The 17,318-nt window shown below is 68.5% G+C and carries 18 protein-coding genes; 6 read left to right on the top strand and 12 right to left on the bottom strand.

Annotated elements, in window-relative coordinates; all coding sequences use genetic code 11:
- Nucleotides 1–35: 35 nt before the first annotated feature.
- The 4 genes from O5I81_RS18345 to O5I81_RS18330 all read left to right on the top strand — a co-directional run bounded on the left by O5I81_RS18345 (nucleotide 36) and on the right by O5I81_RS18330 (nucleotide 4,797).
- Nucleotides 36–1,655, top strand: coding sequence for a carboxylesterase family protein (locus tag O5I81_RS18345; RefSeq protein WP_271066304.1), 1,620 nt, complete (start codon nucleotides 36–38; stop codon nucleotides 1,653–1,655).
- Nucleotides 1,652–3,241, top strand: a complete 1,590-nt coding sequence (locus O5I81_RS18340) for a long-chain-fatty-acid--CoA ligase (protein ID WP_271066303.1) — start codon at nucleotides 1,652–1,654, stop codon at nucleotides 3,239–3,241. Before O5I81_RS18345 ends, O5I81_RS18340 begins: the two co-directional genes overlap by 4 nt.
- Nucleotides 3,242–3,333: 92 nt before the next feature.
- A complete protein-coding gene (locus tag O5I81_RS18335) occupies nucleotides 3,334–3,954 on the top strand; it encodes a TetR/AcrR family transcriptional regulator (protein ID WP_271069057.1) in 621 nt (206 codons plus the stop codon).
- A gap of 82 nt (nucleotides 3,955–4,036) precedes the next feature.
- Nucleotides 4,037–4,797, top strand: a protein-coding gene (locus O5I81_RS18330) for an IS5 family transposase (protein ID WP_271065152.1) whose coding sequence is annotated in 2 segments (ribosomal slippage) — nucleotides 4,037–4,361 and nucleotides 4,361–4,797 — 762 coding nt in all. Because the reading frame shifts where the segments join, the coding sequence is not laid out codon by codon here.
- A 299-nt stretch (nucleotides 4,798–5,096) separates the two neighbouring features.
- Here the strand turns inward: O5I81_RS18330 and O5I81_RS18325 are convergent.
- On the bottom strand, nucleotides 5,097–6,281 hold the full coding sequence (locus O5I81_RS18325; protein ID WP_271066302.1) for a carbohydrate porin: 1,185 nt from the start codon (nucleotides 6,279–6,281) through the stop codon (nucleotides 5,097–5,099).
- Between the two features lie 314 nt (nucleotides 6,282–6,595).
- Between O5I81_RS18325 and O5I81_RS18320 the strand changes: the two genes are divergently transcribed.
- Nucleotides 6,596–8,491, top strand: a complete 1,896-nt coding sequence (locus tag O5I81_RS18320) for a methyl-accepting chemotaxis protein (protein WP_271066301.1) — start codon at nucleotides 6,596–6,598, stop codon at nucleotides 8,489–8,491.
- Nucleotides 8,492–8,498: 7 nt separating this feature from the next.
- On the opposite strand, the gene O5I81_RS18315 is transcribed toward O5I81_RS18320, so the two are convergent.
- The gene (locus O5I81_RS18315; protein ID WP_271066300.1) at nucleotides 8,499–9,029 is read right to left on the bottom strand and encodes a MarR family transcriptional regulator; all 531 of its coding nucleotides are present in this window, start codon (nucleotides 9,027–9,029) and stop codon (nucleotides 8,499–8,501) included.
- Complete coding sequence (locus O5I81_RS18310) at nucleotides 9,026–9,574, bottom strand: MarR family winged helix-turn-helix transcriptional regulator (protein WP_271066299.1); 549 nt, start codon at nucleotides 9,572–9,574, stop codon at nucleotides 9,026–9,028. Before O5I81_RS18310 ends, O5I81_RS18315 begins: the two co-directional genes overlap by 4 nt.
- A 277-nt stretch (nucleotides 9,575–9,851) precedes the next feature.
- Here O5I81_RS18310 and O5I81_RS18305 point away from each other — a divergent pair, with 277 nt between their 5' ends.
- Nucleotides 9,852–10,217, top strand: coding sequence for a hypothetical protein (locus O5I81_RS18305; protein WP_271066298.1), 366 nt, complete (start codon nucleotides 9,852–9,854; stop codon nucleotides 10,215–10,217).
- A 10-nt stretch (nucleotides 10,218–10,227) separates the two neighbouring features.
- Here O5I81_RS18305 and O5I81_RS18300 read toward each other — a convergent pair whose 3' ends face one another.
- The 9 genes from O5I81_RS18300 to O5I81_RS18260 are packed head-to-tail and all read right to left on the bottom strand — an operon-like array spanning nucleotide 10,228 to nucleotide 17,316.
- Nucleotides 10,228–10,671 (bottom strand): hypothetical protein, encoded by a 444-nt coding sequence (locus tag O5I81_RS18300; RefSeq protein ID WP_271066297.1) that lies wholly within the window; start codon nucleotides 10,669–10,671, stop codon nucleotides 10,228–10,230.
- The gene (locus O5I81_RS18295) at nucleotides 10,668–11,279 is read right to left on the bottom strand and encodes a response regulator (protein WP_271066296.1); all 612 of its coding nucleotides are present in this window, start codon (nucleotides 11,277–11,279) and stop codon (nucleotides 10,668–10,670) included. Before O5I81_RS18295 ends, O5I81_RS18300 begins: the two co-directional genes overlap by 4 nt.
- A gap of 3 nt (nucleotides 11,280–11,282) precedes the next feature.
- A complete protein-coding gene (locus tag O5I81_RS18290) occupies nucleotides 11,283–11,669 on the bottom strand; it encodes a hypothetical protein (RefSeq protein ID WP_271066295.1) in 387 nt (128 codons plus the stop codon).
- On the bottom strand, nucleotides 11,669–12,244 hold the full coding sequence (locus tag O5I81_RS18285; protein WP_271066294.1) for a chemotaxis protein CheD: 576 nt from the start codon (nucleotides 12,242–12,244) through the stop codon (nucleotides 11,669–11,671). The genes O5I81_RS18290 and O5I81_RS18285 overlap by 1 nt, the downstream gene beginning before the upstream one ends.
- A complete protein-coding gene (locus O5I81_RS18280) occupies nucleotides 12,241–12,633 on the bottom strand; it encodes a response regulator (RefSeq protein WP_271066293.1) in 393 nt (130 codons plus the stop codon). Before O5I81_RS18280 ends, O5I81_RS18285 begins: the two co-directional genes overlap by 4 nt.
- Before the next feature lie 6 nt (nucleotides 12,634–12,639).
- Nucleotides 12,640–13,680 carry a chemotaxis response regulator protein-glutamate methylesterase gene (locus O5I81_RS18275; RefSeq protein WP_271066292.1) on the bottom strand — a complete coding sequence of 347 codons (1,041 nt, stop codon included), beginning with the start codon at nucleotides 13,678–13,680 and terminating at the stop codon, nucleotides 12,640–12,642.
- Nucleotides 13,677–14,546, bottom strand: coding sequence for a protein-glutamate O-methyltransferase CheR (locus tag O5I81_RS18270; protein WP_271066291.1), 870 nt, complete (start codon nucleotides 14,544–14,546; stop codon nucleotides 13,677–13,679). Before O5I81_RS18270 ends, O5I81_RS18275 begins: the two co-directional genes overlap by 4 nt.
- A gap of 5 nt (nucleotides 14,547–14,551) precedes the next feature.
- On the bottom strand, nucleotides 14,552–15,016 hold the full coding sequence (locus O5I81_RS18265) for a chemotaxis protein CheW (protein ID WP_271066290.1): 465 nt from the start codon (nucleotides 15,014–15,016) through the stop codon (nucleotides 14,552–14,554).
- Nucleotides 15,017–15,021: 5 nt separating this feature from the next.
- Nucleotides 15,022–17,316, bottom strand: a complete 2,295-nt coding sequence (locus tag O5I81_RS18260; protein ID WP_271066289.1) for a chemotaxis protein CheA — start codon at nucleotides 17,314–17,316, stop codon at nucleotides 15,022–15,024.
- Between the last annotated feature and the right edge of the window lie 2 nt (nucleotides 17,317–17,318).

Genomic DNA, 17,318 nt, shown 5'->3' with positions numbered 1-17,318 from the left:
GGCGCCCCGAGGCGAACGCCCAAAGGTCCGTGCCCATGCGCCTGTCGGCCCTCTCCCTCCTTGCCGGCCTCATCTTCACCACCCCCGCCCTCGCCGCCACCGGCCCCATCGTGCAGTCCCCCGCCGGCGCGGTCCGGGGCGTCTCCAACAACGGCATCGACAGCTTCAGGAACCTCCCCTTCGCCGGCCCCCCCACCGGCCAGAACCGCTGGAAGCCGCCGACCCCGGCCCCGACCTGGTCCGGCGTTCGCGACGCCACCGCCTTCGGCCCGGCCTGCATCCAGCCGCCGTCGCGGCCCGGCAGCATCTATTCCGAAGACCTAAAGGCCTTCAGCGAGGACTGCCTCTCCCTCAACATCTGGAAACCCCCGGGCGCCGCCAAGGCCCCGGTCATGGTCTGGATCCATGGCGGCTCCCTGGTCAGCGGCTCCGCCCGCGGCGGGATGTACGACGGCGCCAACCTCGCCAGGCGCGGCGTCATGGTGGTCTCCATCAACTACCGGCTCGGCGTCCTCGGCTATCTCGCCCACCCGGGCCTCAGCGCCGAGTCGCCCGACGGCGTCTCGGGCAACTACGGCCTGCTCGACCAGATCGCCGCCCTTCAATGGGTCAAGCGCAACATCGCCGCCTTCGGGGGCGATCCGGACAATGTCACCATCGCCGGGGAGTCGGCCGGCGGCCTCTCCATCCTCTACCTGATGGCGGCGCCCAAGGCCCGGGGCCTGTTCCACAAGGCGATCATCGAGAGCGCCTACATGATCTCGACCCCCTCCCTGAAGGAGGCCCGCCACGGCGAACTGGCGGGCGAGACGATCGGCAGCAATCTGGAATCCAAGCTCGGCGTGCGCGGTCTCGTCCGCCTGCGGGCCATGGACGCCACCGAGCTGACCTGGAAGGCGGTGATGGCCGGCTACCCGCCGTTCGGCAACATCGACGGCAAGGTGCTGCCCAAGCAACTGGTCGATGTCTTCGACGCCGGCGAACAGGCCCCGGTCCCGGTCCTCGTCGGTTTCAACAGCGGCGAGATCCGCTCCCTGCGCTTCCTGGCGCCCAAGCCGCCGGCCACCGCCGCCGTCTACGAGGCCGCCATCCGCGAACGATACGGCCCCCACGCCGAGGCCTTCCTGAAGCTCTATCCCGCCAGCGATATGCAGGAGAGCATCTACGCCTACGTCCGCGACAGCATCTACGGCTGGACCGCCGAGCGCGTCGCCGCCAAGCAGACCGCCGCCGGCCAACCGGCCTACCTCTACCTGTTCGACCACGGCTACCCCGACGCCGACAGCCGCGGCCTGCACGCCTTCCACGCCTCGGAGATCCCCTACTTCTTCGGCCTCTCCGAGCGCTTCCCGGCCGCCTGGCCGCGCATGCCCTCGACGCCGGAAGAGGCCGCCTTCGGCAACGCCCTGGCCGGCCAGTGGGTCGACTTCATCAAGACCGGCGACCCCGGCGGCGGCTGGAACCCTTACGGCTCGGGGCGCCACTACATGGACTACGGGGTCCAGCCGGTTCCCAAGGCCGGGCTGATGCCGGGCATGTACGCCCTGCACGAGGACGTCATCCTGCGCCGCCGCGCCGTCGGGACCATCCCCTGGAACTGGAACCACGGCATTCTCTCGCCGCCACTGCCCCTCAAGGCATCGGAGCGACAATGATCGACGGCGCCATGCAGTCCTTCGCGTTGACGCTCGACAAGGTTCTGACCCACGCCGCCAAATGGCATCCGCGTGGCGAGGTCGTCACCGCCGGCGAGAACGGGACCACCACGCGGATCGGCTATGCCGCGCTCGAGGATCGCAGCCGCCGCGTCTCCGGCGTGCTGCAGAACCTCGGCGGCCGCTTCGGCGATCGCATCGCCACCCTGGCCTGGAACAGCCAGGCCCATGTCGAGGCCTGGTACGCCATCATGGGCATGGGGGCGGTCTGCCACACCCTCAACCCGCGCCTGCACCCGGACCAGATCGCCTGGATGCTGGACCGCTCGGGGGCCCGCATCCTGATCGTCAGCGCCGACCTCCTGCCGCTGGCCCGCCAGGTGGCCGAGCGCGCCGCCGGCGTCGAACGCCTGCTGGTCATCGACGGCGACGCGGCCGAGGGCGCCGGCCGCCCCATGGTCCTGAATCTCGAACCGCTGGTCGAGGCCTGCCAGGACCGCCCGGCCTGGGGCGCGTTCGACGAGACCAGTCCCTGCGGCCTCTGCTTCACCTCCGGCACCACCGGCGCCCCCAAGGGGGTGACCTTCACCCATCGCTCCAGCTACCTGCACGCCCAGCGCCTGCTGCAGGTCGACGCCATGGCCGTCTCCGGGGCCGACGCCGTTCTGGCCGTGGTGCCGATGTTCCACGCCAACGCCTGGGGCCTGCCCTTCGCCGTGCCGGCCGCCGGCGGCAAGCTGGTCCTGCCCGGCCGCCACAACGACGGGGAAAGCCTCGCCCGGCTGATCCGCGCCGAGGGCGTCACCACCGCCGTCGGCGTGCCCACCGTCTGGCTCGGCCTGCTGGAACATCTCGAAGCCACAGGCGCGGATGTGCCCACCCTCAAGCGCATCGTCGTCGGCGGCGCGCCAATGCCGGCCGCCCTGATGGAGCGTCTGGAGACCCGCCTGGGGGCCCGTGTCCAGACCACCTGGGGCATGACCGAGCTGTCGCCTTCGGGCACCGTCACCCCCTTGAGCGACCCGGTCCGCCCGGCCGGCAATTCCGGTCGCCCGACCCTCGGCGTCGATCTGCTGATCACCGACCCGGAGGGCAGACCGTTGCCCGAGCAGCGCAACGCCGAGGGCAACCTGCGGGTTCGCGGCGCCGCCGTCGTCGAGCGCTATTTCGGCGAGACCCAAACCGCTCTCGACGCGGACGGCTGGTTCGACACCGGCGACCTGGCCCGCATCGACGAGGCCGGCAACCTGATCATCACCGGCCGCGCCAAGGACCTGATCAAGTCCGGCGGCGAATGGATCAACCCGGTCGAGATCGAGTCGGTGGTCGGCGCCCTGCCGCAGGTGTCCCTGGCCGCGGTCATCGGCCGCGCCGATCCCAAATGGGGCGAGCGGCCCCTGCTGCTGGTCGAACTGCGCGACGCCGGCGAGATCAGCGACGAGGCCCTGCTGGCCCCTCTCAAGGGAAAAATCGCCAGCTGGTGGATCCCGGACGGGGTTGTGCGTCTGTCCATCATGCCGCTGGCCGCGACGGGCAAGATCGACAAAATCCGGTTGCGGACCGAATACGGCGGAGGGGCGACTTGACGCTCACGCAGTCAGTCCTGAAAGAGTACCGCGTGCCCCAAGCCCAGACATCGCCACGCCGCTCCACCAAGGCCGAACAACGCGCCGAGTCGATGGAGCAGATCCTCGACGCCGCCGAATTGCTGTTCTCCAAGCACGGCCTCTACGGGGTCACCCTCAAGGACGTGGCCAAGGCGGTGGGCGTGCACCACACGCTGCTGAACTACTATTTCGAGGACAAGAAGAAGCTGTTCGACGCGGTCTTCGCCCGCCGCGCAGGGGTGACCATCGACGCCCGCATGAAGGCCCTCAACGACTACGACGCCAGCACCGACCGGCCGACCGTCGAGGGCGCTCTGCACGCCTTCCTCGACACCGACCTCGACCTCTACATCAAGGGCGGCGAGGGCTGGCGCAACTACGGGGCCCTGGGGGCGCTGGTCTCCAACACCCCCGAAGGCTCGATGCTGATGGACGAGCACTTCGACCGCGTCGTCCTGCGGCTGGTCGACATCCTCGAGAAGGCGATGCCCGGCTGCTCGCGTGAGGACATCTTCTGGGGCTACCACTTCGTCACCGGCGCCCTGATGCTGACCCTGGCCCGAACGGGCCGGATCGACCGCCTCTCCAGCGGTCTCTGCAGCTCCGAGGACTTCGAAGCCATCAAGCTGCGCATCGCCACCTTCATGGCCGCCGGCTTCCAGGCCATCTGCAAGGACCGCCCGGCGGTCTGAGCAATATGTCTAGGCTGTAGGGACGATTTAGGATTCCCATGGATTCCGGGTTCTGATTCAAAGCTGCTTTTTGGAGGCGGCCTTGGAAGGCGAGGTTCTGCGGGACGATCAGTGGGCTCGGATCGAGCCGTTTGTGCCAGGTGGGCGCAAGGGCAAGCGGGGCCCGCGCAGCAACGGGCGTCTGTTCATCGACGCCCTGTTGTGGATGGCCCGTTCGGGGGCCCGGTGGAAGGATCTGCCCGAGCGCTTTGGGCCCGTTGAACGAGCCAAGAAGCGATACTACCGGTGGGTCGAGAAGGGCGTGCTGGACAAGATCTTTGCGGCGGTGGCGGCGGACCCTGACCTGGAATGGGTGATGCTCGACGCCACGGTCATTCGGGCCCACGCCCAAGCCGCTGGAGCGCGGCGAAAAAGGGGGGCCCGGACGCCCAGGCGCTTGGCCGTTCTCGCGGCGGATTCGGCACCAAAATCCACGCCGGCGTAGACGCCCTGGGTCTGCCGATCCGGCTGATGCTCGGCCCAGGACAGCAGAATGACGTGGCTCCGGCCAGCGATCTGATCGACGGACTGGCCGCCCAGCATCTCATCGCCGACAAGGCCTATGACTCCCACCCCCTCTACGCGAAGGTCATCGAGCAAGGTGGTGATCCGGTCGTGCCGCCGCGCCGCAATCGCCTGCGCAAGCACAGCTACGACAAGGACATCTATAAAGAGCGCAACCGCATCGAGCGCTTCTTCAGCCGCATCAAGCACTGCCGGCGCATCGCCACCCGCTACGACAAGCTCGCCCAAACCTTCATGGGCTTCGTAAAGCTCGCCTGCATCATGCTCTGGCTCAAATGATTAAATCGTCCCTACAGCCTAGACATATTCATGTTGGACGAGGCGGGGACACCTTGCGTTGCCGCCGGCGCCGGCGCCAACGCTCGCAGCATCGGTGCGCGGCAATTCAATGTGCCCTCTCGACTTCGTTCCTTGGGGCCACTGCAGGTGGGTTCAGGTTGGTCGTCCGGTAGGTTTCGGATGGTTCCAAGAGCGGTTTCAGGTGGACCCCTGGTGGGACTTATGACGTTGAATTAGCAAAGAAAAAATCTTCTCCGGGGCGATTTCCTGCTATACTCGGCTTCGGGATCGGCGAGGGCTCAGAACAGATCCACCGTAACCCGCAGGCCCAGCACCACCACCGGATCGGCCCCGCTCTCGCCGCCCGGATCGAGGATGACCTGCAGGTCGGGCTGCAGGGTGATGCGGTCGCCCAGGCGATCCGAGTAGGTAACCTCCAATCCTGTCTCGGCGTTCGAGGCGTCGAGGCCGCCGCCGGCCATGTTGGCCCGCATCTTCGAGGACAGGTAGCCCTGCTGGACGCCGACCGAGAAGGCGCTGTCGGGGCGGTCCTTGAGGACCCGCTCGACCAGCACCCCGGCCTGCCAGCCGCCCTTGAAGGGGCTGGTGTCGCCGTCGGAAACCCCGGCCCGGAAGAAGCCGGTGACCTGGGTGGAGGCTGCGTCCCCGGCCAGCACCCGCTCGCCGGAGACATAGACGCCCTGGGCGGTGCGCTGCACGGGAGCGCCGCCCGGGGTGACATCGCGGATGTCGTCCTGGTCGTCGCTGTAGCGCCAGACCCCGACCGACAGGCGCAGGTTGCCGGTCAGTCCGGCCTCGGCGATGACCAGGGCCCCGCTGTCGAAGTCCAGGTCGACGCCGTCCGGATCGCCCGGCACGCCGGCATGGGCGTTGAGCACCGCGCCGCGCACATAGCCGCCGTCCCAGGCGTGGCTCAGCCGCACGGCCAGGGCGGTGGAGGGAAAGATCGATGGACCGTTGGGACCGGTGGCCGCCAGTTCCGAGCCGATGCCGAAGGAGGGATTGATCAGCAGGCCGGCGCCGTCGTTGGCGTAGAACTCGCTGTTGAGGTCATAGAGCCCGGCCCGCACCGTGGTCGCTTGGCCCAGCGGCGCTTCCAGCCACAGTTCATAGAGGCGGGCCCCCTGGCGGGCGACCTCGATGTTGTCGATGCCCTGCAGCGTGCCGGCGTTGTCGTTGGGGATGCCGCCGTTGTTGGACAGCAGGTAGCCGTGCAGCGTCGCCCCGTCCCAGCCGATGGCCTTGCCGAGATCCAGGTCGGCGATGATGTCGATGTTGTCGAGCACCTCGGCCTGTCGCGTCACGCCGCCGGAGACCGGGCCGATGACGTCGGCGGTCCAGCTCGCCTCGACGGACAGGGCGCCGCGCTCCGTTTCCTGGGCAAGGGCGGGCGAGGCGGCGGCAAGCGCGGCCGTGGCGACGAGCAGAGCCGCGCGATTCTGCGCGATCTTGAAAGGGAACATTCCGTCCTCCCGATAGGTTCGGGCGGGAGAGTCGGCGGTGCTGTATAAATTCAGGTTAAATCCGAGCCTACGTAGATTCTCTAATCCCCAATGCGGGTCATTTGAGAAAAATGAAATGGTGATTTCAATTCGTTACGGGAAGCGTCCTATCAGCAATTATACGTATTGGCCGTTTGGTCATCCTGTTAACCGTTCGAGATCGATCTGGACAGGAGAACACACCAAGGGTGGGGCGATGCGCGTTCTCAAAATTAACCATGCCGCAAGGATCCGCCCTTAGTTCTTACTGTCCCGGACTGCGGGGGGAGACTGCGATGAACTTCTCGTCGATCAACGGCAAGGTGCTGATGGCCGGCATCGCCGTCCTGGCGCTGGCGGGCTTGACCGCCGGGGCCGGCATCTGGGCGGCCTTCAACCTGAGCGGCAATCTGCGGGACTCGACCCGGTCGGCCTCGGTCCTCCGCAATCACATGTATGCCGACATGATGCACGACGCCCTCCGGGCCGACGTGCTGTCCGCCCTGCGCGCCGCCGACCCCGCCACCGGAGTTGGCTTTGACGAGGTCAAGGCTGACCTCTCCGAACACACCACCGCCTTCCGCGAGGCCGTCGAGCGCAACAAGACCCTGGCCACCGATCCGGCCGCCAAGGCCGCGTTGCAGGCGTTGGAAGCGCCGCTCGCGAGCTACATCGCTTCGGCGGAAGGCACGGTCGCGGCCGCCGAGCAGAGCCTGGCCGCAGGCCAGGCCAAGACCCCCGAGTTCATGACCCAGTTTCAGGCCCTCGAAGGGAAGATGGAGGAGGCCTCCCAGAAGATCGAGACCGCCGCCAAGGCGGAAGCCGCCGGCGCCACCGCCGAGGCCGGCCTGGCCCAGATCGTCATGCTGGTCATGCTGGGTCTCGGCATGGCCTTCGCCGCCCTGCTGATCGTCGTGGCCCGCAAGGCGCTGGTGAAGCCGCTCAGCGACATCACCAGCGCCTTGACCCGGCTGTCCAAGGGAGACATGTCGGTCGAGCCGCCGCACACCCGTCGCAAGGATGAGATCGGCGTCATGGCCCAGGCCCTGTTCGCCTTCCGCCAGGCGGTCGTCGACCGTCAGGCCGAACTGGAGGCCGCCGACGAGCGGGAGAAGATCGAGGAAGAGCGCCGCGAGAACGAGGAACGCCGCGCCGCCGCCGAGCAGATCCAGAAGTGTGTCGTCGAGTCGCTGGGGCAAGGGCTGTCGAGCCTGGCCGACGGCGATCTGACGTTCCGCATCACCCAGCCCTTCGCCGCCGACTACGAACGGCTGCGCGCCGACTTCAACGCCGCCGTCGACCGGCTGCAGGCGACCATGCGGACGGTGCGCGAGGCCGCCGACGGCATTCATACGGGTACGGATGAAATCTCCCAGGCCTCCGACGACCTGTCGCGCCGCACCGAGCAGCAGGCCGCCAGCCTGGAGGAAACCGCCGCCGCCCTCGAAGAGGTCACCGCCACTGTCCGCCGCGCCGCCGAAGGAGCCACCCAGGCTCGCGAGGCCGCCGAGGCCGCCACCGATGAGGCCGCGCAGAGCGGCGCCATCGTCCGTGACGCCACGTCGGCGATGAGCGCCATCGAGGAAAGCTCGCGCCAGATCGGCCAGATCATCGGGGTGATCGACGAGATCGCCTTCCAGACCAACCTTCTGGCCCTCAACGCCGGCGTAGAGGCCGCCCGGGCCGGCGATTCCGGCAAGGGCTTCGCCGTCGTCGCCCAGGAAGTCCGGGCCCTGGCCCAGCGCTCGGCCGACGCCGCGCGCGAGATCAAGGCCCTGATCTCGGCCAGCGGTCAGCATGTCGATCGCGGCGTCTCCCTGGTCGGCCAGACCGGCGAGACCCTGTTGCGCATCATCGACAAGGTCGGCGGCGTCAACGCCCTGGTCAGCGAGATCGCCGCCTCGGCCAACGAACAGTCGACGGCCCTGGCCGAGGTCAACATCGCCGTCAATCAAATGGACCAGGTCACCCAGCAGAACGCGGCCATGGTCGAGGAGACCACCGCCGCCAGCCATGCCCTGGCCCAGCAGGCCGAGGGTCTGACCGCTCTCATCGGCCGCTTCCAGGTCGGCGAGGCGCAGGGCCATCGGATGCCGGCGCCCGCGCCGGCTCCGGCCCGCACCCACACCGCCATGAAGGTGGTCGGCGCGGGCGGCGCGCAGCGCAAGACAGACGAGTGGGAAGAATTCTAGCGGCCGCTCAGGCTTGGTGCGGCCGGGGCCGGAAGTCGAACTCGACGATGTCCCGGGCCAGCGTCTTGTCGTCCATGGCCGACGTCAGGATATGGTCCAGCGCTGTTTTCAGCGCCGCCAGCTGGTCGGTCGGCAGGCCGTCCAGGGCGGCGCGGTTCCAGGCGGTGACGGCGCTGTAGCCGCGTTGATAGGCCTCATGTCCGGCCGGGGTCAGCGCCACCACGACCTGGCGACGGTCCTTCGGCGGGGTGGTGCGGGTGATCAGGCCCTGGTCTTCCATCTGGTCCAGGGTGCGGGTCAGGCTGGTCCGCTCCAGCGATGTCCAGCGGGCCAGTTCGTTCATCGTGCAGGGCTCCATGCGGTGCACCGTCAACAGGGCGCGCCACAGGGCCATGGTCAGATTGGCGTCCTTCAGCACCTGTTCGATGGCGATCTCGCGCCGCCGGTGCACCTGGTAGACCATGTAGAACAGCTGTTCCGGCAGGTCGGCCATGAAGTCGTGGCCCGCCCCCCGGGCCTCGGGATCCCGCCAGTTCACGCGGTGATCCCGGCGCGCTTCGCCTGTTTCAGGCGGCGAAAGGCCATCAGGTCCTCGACCCAGTCGGGATCGTCCAGCACGTCGTTCAGCACGCGGCGGATCATCGCCTCCAGGACGCTGAGTTCCTCGGGCCTGATCACCCGCGCGACCCGTCGGTTGAACGGCTCGACCGCGTCCAGGCCGCGCAGGAAGCGGTCCTGGCCGGCGGCGGTCAGCACCAGATGCACCTGGCGCCGGTCTTTCCGGTCGCGGTCGCGCTGGATCAGGCCGGCCTCGACCATCTTGTCGATGGTGCGGGTCAGGGTGGTGCGGTCGGCGGCGCAGAAGGCGGCCACGTCGCCCATCGTCGCCCGCTCCAGCCGCGTCAGGGTCGACATCACCTGCCACTGCAGCAGGGAGAGACCAACGGGCGCCAGAACCTCGCCCAGCGCCGATTCCCGCTGGCGGACCAGATGGTGCAGCAGGAAGAACAGCTGCCCGGGGACCAGGCGGTCTTCAAGACCGCGGTCCGCCGACTGCAGGTCGGGCTCGCCCCGCTCCGCCATCACCCGTGTCCATCCAAAGCCATGAGGCAATGCATCAGGTTCCCGTATAAATGGCAATCACTTACAGCAGTCACCGTGCCAAATTATCGCTAACGCCGATAATCGCTCATTAAGATATTTGCAGTGTCGAAAGTAGGTCAGTCAGATAGTTGTAAATGCACCTTTTTTCTTGACATCCGGCCTTCCCGTCGGTACCTGCACCCTCAGTTTGCGTAAGGGTGTGCCGAGGACGCAGGGCGCATCTTTGAAATCGCGTCACCCTCCCGGGGACCCCGACTTGCAGACCGCCACGACCAACGAAGACCTGCGCGCGCGCATCGACGCCCTGGACATCGACGTCAGCTGCGCCCTGGCCTTCGGCCGCGCCACCTTGCAGGCCCTGGCCGCCATGTCGGCGGAAGCGCGCCGCGCCATCGACCGTTCCCTGGCCGACGAGGCGGACATCGTGCGGGTAGAAGACGTCAACGCCAGCGCGGCCATCGCCGCGGTCCTGACCGAAACCCGTCAGTCGATCGTCGCCCCGCCGGAGGAGGCGGTCGACGCCGCGCGTGAAATCGAGCGTCTGCTGGTCGAACAGGCGGCCAAGCTGCCGCGGGTCTCGGAACTGTCGGCCTTCAGCCGCAAGACCTCCGCCCGCGGCTGAGCCGAGATCTTCAGGGGGCGTCGGCGAGACGTTTGGTCATCGCCTCGAGCGAGGCCAGGACGGCCGTTTCCTCGGCCTTTGACGCACCGCCCAGAAGTCTGACCATCGAGGCCGCGTAGAGGCCGGCGGCGTCGCGGCGCCAGGTCTGGCCCATCGCCTCGATGGCGCGGCCCAGCAGGCCGCCGCAGCGGGCCAGCGCGTCCAGATCGCAGGCCCCCGCCACCCCGAAGACACCATTGGCCAGCCAGGACAGCCGGGCCCGGTCAGGCGCGGGCTCGGCCGACAGGACGAGGATCTCGTTCACCCACGCGGCCAGGGATGCGCGCAGCGGATCCTGCATGCGCTTGAGCTGGGCTTCGGCGTTGTTCAACACGGTATCGACGCGAAGGCCCCGCTCGCCGCCAACCGTGCCGGCCAACGGGTTGTTGGGCTTGAAGACGCGGGCGGCGCTCACAGCACCACGCGGGCGGGCTTGATCAGCATATCAATCTCGTTCTGGGACATGTTCGGCTCCGAGGCGAAGCCGATCTCGGCAGTCAGGTCGTCGCGGCGACGGCCCTTCATGCCGGGCGGCGGGCCGAAGGCCTTGAAGCGGCGATCCGGCCCGACATAGGATTCCGCTTCGACAAACATCCGGGTGTCCCGGCCCAGCCAGATGATCCGCTGCAACAGGACCACCGGCGTCACCGGCTTGGCGACCACGAAGTTGGCGCCGCAGTCGCGGGCCATGGTCACCTCGTCCTTACTGGTGGCCCCGGTGACGACCAGCACGGGAACGGTGCGGTTGTTGTCCGGCCCCGTGCGGCGCAGCCAGCGGATGAAGTCGAAGCCGTTCTGTCCTGACATCGCCGCCTCGACCATGACCAGGTCGAACTGGGCGCCATAGAGGGCGTCCTTGGCCGCCTCGACGCTCTCGCACTTGTTCTGCTTGCGCAGGTCAAAGCCGTTCAACACCCCGCCCAGCATGTCCAGATGGGCGCGATTGTCGTCGAGCAGCAGGACCCGGCTCCGTGAGAGATCTATCTTTACGCTTGAGGACAGGAGAGGCGGGACGGGAGCCATCGATCAGAACAGGTCGAAGTCGCCCGACTGCGGGTCCTCGAAGATCAGTGAGGTGCCGGCCGCGCCGGCGGCAAGGCGGCCGGCCAGATCGTGCAACGGCACGGCGCTCAGCAGAACGCCGAGGTCGAGTTCGATATCGTTCGGCAGCTGGTCGATCAGGCCCCAGACGAACTGGGCGAGGGCCGACAGGCTCTGGGTCATCAGGTCCAGGGCCTGGAGCTCCTGGACCATGACCGGATCCGGGTCTGGTCCGTTGCAGACGTCCTGCAGCCGCAGGGCCTGGGTCTGCAGACGGTCCAGTTCGTAGGCGATGCCGTCGAGCACGCAGCTCAGCCGGTGGGGGGCGGACTGGGCGGATTCGACGGTCTTCAGGGCGGCGGTCTGGCTCATCAGAACAGCTCCAGGTCGCCGGACGCGACGGCCATCGGCGGCGGAGCCACGGCGATCGTCCGTTCGCGCACAAAGACGACCGGATCGTTGTCAGTCAGCAGCTTCTGCTGGGCCTGGCCGGTGGTCGGCCAATAGCGAATGCGCCGGGCCTTGTCTCCGCCGGTGTCGCCGCCGACGACTGTGATGCCTTCGGCGCTGAGGAAGCGGTGGGCGAAGGCGGCGTTCTCGGCCCCGATGTTGCGCAGGCGGTCGAACATGCTGGCGCCGCCGAACAGCTTGGCCTCCAGGCGGTCGCGCCGGGCGCCGGCCGCCAGCAGGCTGTTTATCAGCCGCTCCATGGCGTTGACGCCGTAACGGCGACCGGCCTCGCTGTCGGCGGCGGCGTCGCCTTCCGGCAGCAGGAAGTGATTCATGCCGCCGACGCCGCTGACCGGATCGCGGATACAGGCGGCTATGCAGGACCCGAGGATGGTGGTGATCGCCACCCCCGGGTCGGACGAGACCTGATGCTCGCCCTGGCCGATGTGAAGGGTGCGTCCTCTGGCGTCGACGACGGTCTGGGCAAGCGTGGTCATGCGGTCAGCGCTCCGAACACCGCCTCGATCTTTTCCTTGAGAACCTGAACGGTGAAGGGCTTGACCAGGTAGTTGTTGACTCCGAACTGCACGGCCCGCTGAACCAGGTCGGTGTCGGCGCGGCCGGTCAGCATGATGAAGGCGATGGTGCGGAAGGGCGGGTGGGCGCGCACGGCGCGCAGCAGGCCCAGGCCGTCCAGCTTGGGCATGTTGTAGTCGCTGATCACCAGGTGAGCCGGCTTGGCCAGCAGCTCGCGCAGGGCAGCCTCGCCGTCGGCGGCCTCGCGGATATCCTTGAAGCCCAGTTGCTGCAGGCCCGAACGCACCAGGGCGCGGATGGTCAGCTGGTCGTCGACGACGAGGACGGAAATGGCGGAAGCCGCTGGCATTTTGCTCTAACCTTCGGACATCGAGGCGCAGGCGGCGAGGATCTGCGCGCCCATGCGGGAAACGGGGAATTGGCGCTCGACGGCGCCCAGCTCGAACGCCGCCTTGGGCATGCCGTAGACAACGCAGGTGGCCTCGTCCTGGCCCAGGGTGCGGCCCCCGGCCTGACGCATGCTCAGCAGGCCCTTGGCCCCGTCGCGGCCCATGCCGGTGAGGATGGCGCCGACCGCCTTCTTGCCGACGGCGGTGGCGACGGAGTCGAACAGCACGTCCACGGAGGGACAGTGGCCGCTGACGGGCTCGCCCTGGGTCAGGCGGCAGCGCAGGATTCCGCCCGCCTTCACGACGGTCAGGTGTCGATCGCCGCCGGGGGCGAGGAAGACGCGGCCCGGCTCCAGCCGATCGCCGTCCACGGCCTCGGTGACATGGGCGGCCGAGGCGCTGTCGAGCCGCTTGGCGAAGCTCCCGGTGAAGGTCCCCGGCATGTGCTGGGTGATCACCGTCGGCGGGCCGTTGGCGGGCAGGGCGGGGATGACCGACAGCAGGGCCTCGACCCCGCCGGTCGAGGAGCCGATGGCCACCACCGAGCCGTTGGGCTTGAAGGCGGGCCCCGTCGCCGCCTGCGCGGGCGGCGCGTCGCCCAGCGGACGCAGGCGGGACCGAGCGGCCGCCTTGACCTTCTCGGGCAGGCCGCCGAAGGCGTCGGCGGCGATCATTCCGTGGCCGGGCTTGCCGACGCAGTCGACGGCGCCGAGCGCGAGGGCCTCGATGGTGATGTCGGCCCCGGCCTGGGTCAGGGTCGAGATCATGATCACCGGCGTCGGGCGCAGGCGCATGATCTTCTCGAGGAACTCGATGCCGCTCATGTTCGGCATCTCGATGTCCAGGGTGATGACGTCCGGGTTCAGCCGCTTGATGGCCTCGCGGGCCTCCAGCGGATCGCCGGCCTGTCCAATGACCTCGATATCGGGATCGCGGCGCAGCACGGCGCAGATCAGGCTGCGCATGGTGGCGCTGTCATCGACGACCAGAACGGTGACGCGGCTCATCGGGCGGCTCCCAGACGGTAGGCGGTGAGCCCGTCGCTGATCAGGCGGCCGCCGTCGCCGCTGACCCGCTCGGAGTGGCCGATGTAGAGGCGGGCGCCAGGGTTCATCACGTCGATGAACTTCTTCCAGACCTGCTCCTGGGTGGCGTCGTCGAAGTAGATGACGACGTTGCGGCAGAAGATGACGTCGAACTTGCCGCTCATCGGCCAGGGCCGGACCAGGTTCAACTCGCGGAAAGTGATCAGATCCTGCACTTCGTCCGACAGTCGCCACATGTCGGATCCGGCGGCGGGATCGCGCATCAGGTGCTTGCGGTCGCTGGCCGGCACCGCTTCCAGGGCCTCGCGGCTGTAGACGCCGGCGCGGGCGGTCTGAACGACATTGGGATCGATGTCGGTGGCCAGGATCTTGACGTCGTGGCGCGCCGCGTCGGGCAGCACGCCCAGCAGGGTCAGGGCCATCGAATAGGGCTCCGGCCCCGTCGAACAGCCGGCCGACCACAGGCGCACCCGGCCGCCGGAGCGGGCCTTGGCGGCCAGGGCCGGCATCACCTTGTCGCGCAAATCCTCGAAGTGGTGCGGTTCGCGGAAGAAGCGGGTGACGTTGGTGGTCAGGGCGGCCAGCATGGCCTGGCGCTCGTCGAGGCCATTCTGACCCTGGATCAGGGCGCAGTATTCGCGGAAGCTCGACATGCCCAGCACGCGCAGCCGCTTGGCCAGCCTGGAATAGACCAGGGTGGCCTTGGTGTCGGGCAGGTAGATGCCCGCGTCACCGTGCAGGACGGCGGCGATGGTCCGGAAATCCTCACCCGTGAAGGCGAATTCCCGGCCCCCGCCTTGCGTCGAAGGAGCGTCCAGAGCGGCCATCGACCTCAAGCCGCCTCCGCCCGGGTCTGATCGAGGATCAGGTCAAGGTCGATCAGGCTGATCATCCGACCCTCCAGCGTGATCAGTCCACGGATGAAGTTCTGCATCGGGTCTCCGGCCAGATCGGGCGTGCGCTGGATCTTGTGCTCGGCGGTCGACAGGATGTCGCAGACCGCATCGACCAGCAGGCCGACGATGCGGTCGCGGATCTGCGCCACGATGATGACGTGGCGAGCGCTTTCCTCGGCGACGCCAATGCCCAGCCGGTCGGCCAGGTCGACCACCGGCAGCACCGCCCCACGCAGGTTGATCACCCCCTTCACGAAGCGCTGCGAGTGGGGCACCGGCGTGGCCGGGGTCCAGCCGCGGATCTCGCGCACGGCCATGATGTCCACGCAGAACTCCTGCTCGCCGATGCGGAAGGAGATCAGTTCACTGCCCTCGTGGGCGCTGTCGGCGGCTTGCGTCATCGGGGTCATCCTGCGAGGGCCATCGGTATCGGGGATTGGGACGTGGAGGAGTCAGTCTTCGGCGCGCCGCGGCGATGCGTGGCGACCAGGCCGTCGATGTCGAGGATCAGGGCGACGCGGCCATCGCCCAGGATGGTGGCGGCGGCGACACCTTCGGTCGCCTGGTAGTTGGTCTCCAGGCTTTTGATCACCACCTGGCGCTGACCCTGGATGTGATCGACCATCAGGGCGACCCGCCCGGCCTCGCTCTCGACCAGCAGGACAACGCCCTCGCTGGGGCTGAGAGCCGAAGGTCCAAAGCCGAGCGCCGCGCCGGTGTCGATCAGCGGCACATATTCGTCGCGGATCTGCAGCACGCGCTGGTTGGGACCGAGCGGGCGGACCTCGCCCGGGCGCGGACGCAGGCTTTCGATGATGGCGGTCAGGGGCGCGACCAGGGTCTGCTTGCCCACCGTCACCACCATGCCGTCGAGCACCGCCAGGGTCAGCGGCAGGCTGAGCGAGAAGCGCGAGCCCTGGCCGGGGGTGGAGATGATCGAGATGCGGCCGCCCAGCGCCTGCACCGAGCGCTTGACCACGTCCATGCCGACGCCGCGGCCGGAGATGTCCGACACCGCCGAGGCGGTGGAGAAGCCGGGGGCGAAGATCAGGTTGTCGATCTCCTCGTCCGACAGCTGGGCGTCGGGCGCGATCAGGCCGTTCTCGATGGCCTTGGCCTTCACACGGGGACGATCGACGCCCTTGCCGTCGTCGGCGACCTCGATGACGATCCGGCCCGAACGGTGGGCGGCGGTCAGCCGCACGACGCCTTCGCCGGACTTGCCGTTCGCCTCGCGCTCGGCCGGGGTTTCCAGCCCGTGGTCGATGGCGTTGCGGATCATGTGGGTGATGGGATCGGACAGCCGTTCGACCACCGTCTTGTCGACCTCGGTGCCCTCGCCCTCGGTGACCAGCCGCACACGCTTGCCGGTCGCCTCGGCGACTTCGCGGACCAGGCGCGGCATGCGCTGGAACACCGACTTCACCGGCTGGGCGCGGATGGCCATGACGCTGTCCTGGATGCCGCGGGTCAGCAGCTCCAGCTCGGCCAGCGCCAGGTTGACGTCGGCGGCCTTGCCGGCCCCCGACTCCATCACCCGCTGGGCCAGCATGGCCTGGTTGATGACCATCTCGCCGACCAGGTTGATCAGCCGGTCCACCCGGTCGAGATCGACGCGGATGGTCTGCGGGACCGCCGCCTGAGGGGCGCCCGGGGCGGCCGCGTCGGCCTTTGGGGCCGGGTCAGCCGCCGCCACGGGTTTCGGCGGCGGGGCAGGTGCCGCCGCCGGCGGCGGTTCCTGAGCCTGCGCCAGCAGGCTGCCGAGCAGGTCCAGGGGCGGGGGCTCGGCTTCGATCGGCGGCTGGATCAGCGCCGAGATGTCGAAGGCGGCGATTTCGTCGGACCCGGACGAGTCCATCGTCGGGGAGCCCTCGACGCCTTCGCGGGCGATATCGAGGTCGCAGTCCTCATCGACGAAGGCGAAGGCCTCGCGGATGTCATCCTCGGCCACCGATCCGGGCAGCCTGATCGTCCAGGCCAGATAGGCCTCGCGCGGCTCCATGGCCTCCAGGCCCGGCAGGGCGCTGTCGTCGAAGGTGACGGTCGCCTGACCCAGTCCCTCGTCGCAGAGGCCCGTCAGTTCCCGCAGCACCAGGGCCGAGTCGTTGGCCTTGGCGTAGAGGGCGTCGTGGGGGCGGAAGCTGATCACCCAGCCGGCTTCGACGGGCGGCGCGGCGAAGGGGGCCGCGAAGGGGATCGGCGCGAAATCCGTCGCTTCGAGGTCGGAGGGGCCGTCCAGCGTGATGGTCAGCGGCTTGAAGGCCAGGCCCTCGATTTCCGCCGATTCCGGCTCGATGGCTTCGGGTGAGCCGCCGGCGGTCAGGGCCATCAGCGCCTCGCCGATCTGGCTGGAGCGGGCCTCGTCGGCCGCCGCGCCGCCACGGGCCGCGGTGACATGGTCTGCCAGCATGTCGGCGGCCCGCAGCAGGGCGGCGACGATGGCCTCGCTCGGCTCGACCTTGCCCGACCGGATCTGGTCCAGCAGCGTCTCGAACACATGGCTGAAGCGCACCAGCGGATCGAGGCCGAAGGCGCCGGCCCCGCCCTTGACCGAATGCACGGCCCGGAACACCGAATTGATCGTTTCGGGGTCCGTGTCGCCCTGCTCCATGGCCAGCAGGCCTTCTTCCAGCTGGGCCAGCAGTTCGTCGCATTCGATGAAGAAGGTGGCCCGGATGGCCTCCATGGGATCCTCAGCCATGC

Source organism: Caulobacter sp. NIBR1757, from assembly GCF_027912495.1.
Taxonomy (GTDB): domain Bacteria; phylum Pseudomonadota; class Alphaproteobacteria; order Caulobacterales; family Caulobacteraceae; genus Caulobacter.
This window is presented reverse-complemented; position numbering and strand designations above follow the sequence as displayed.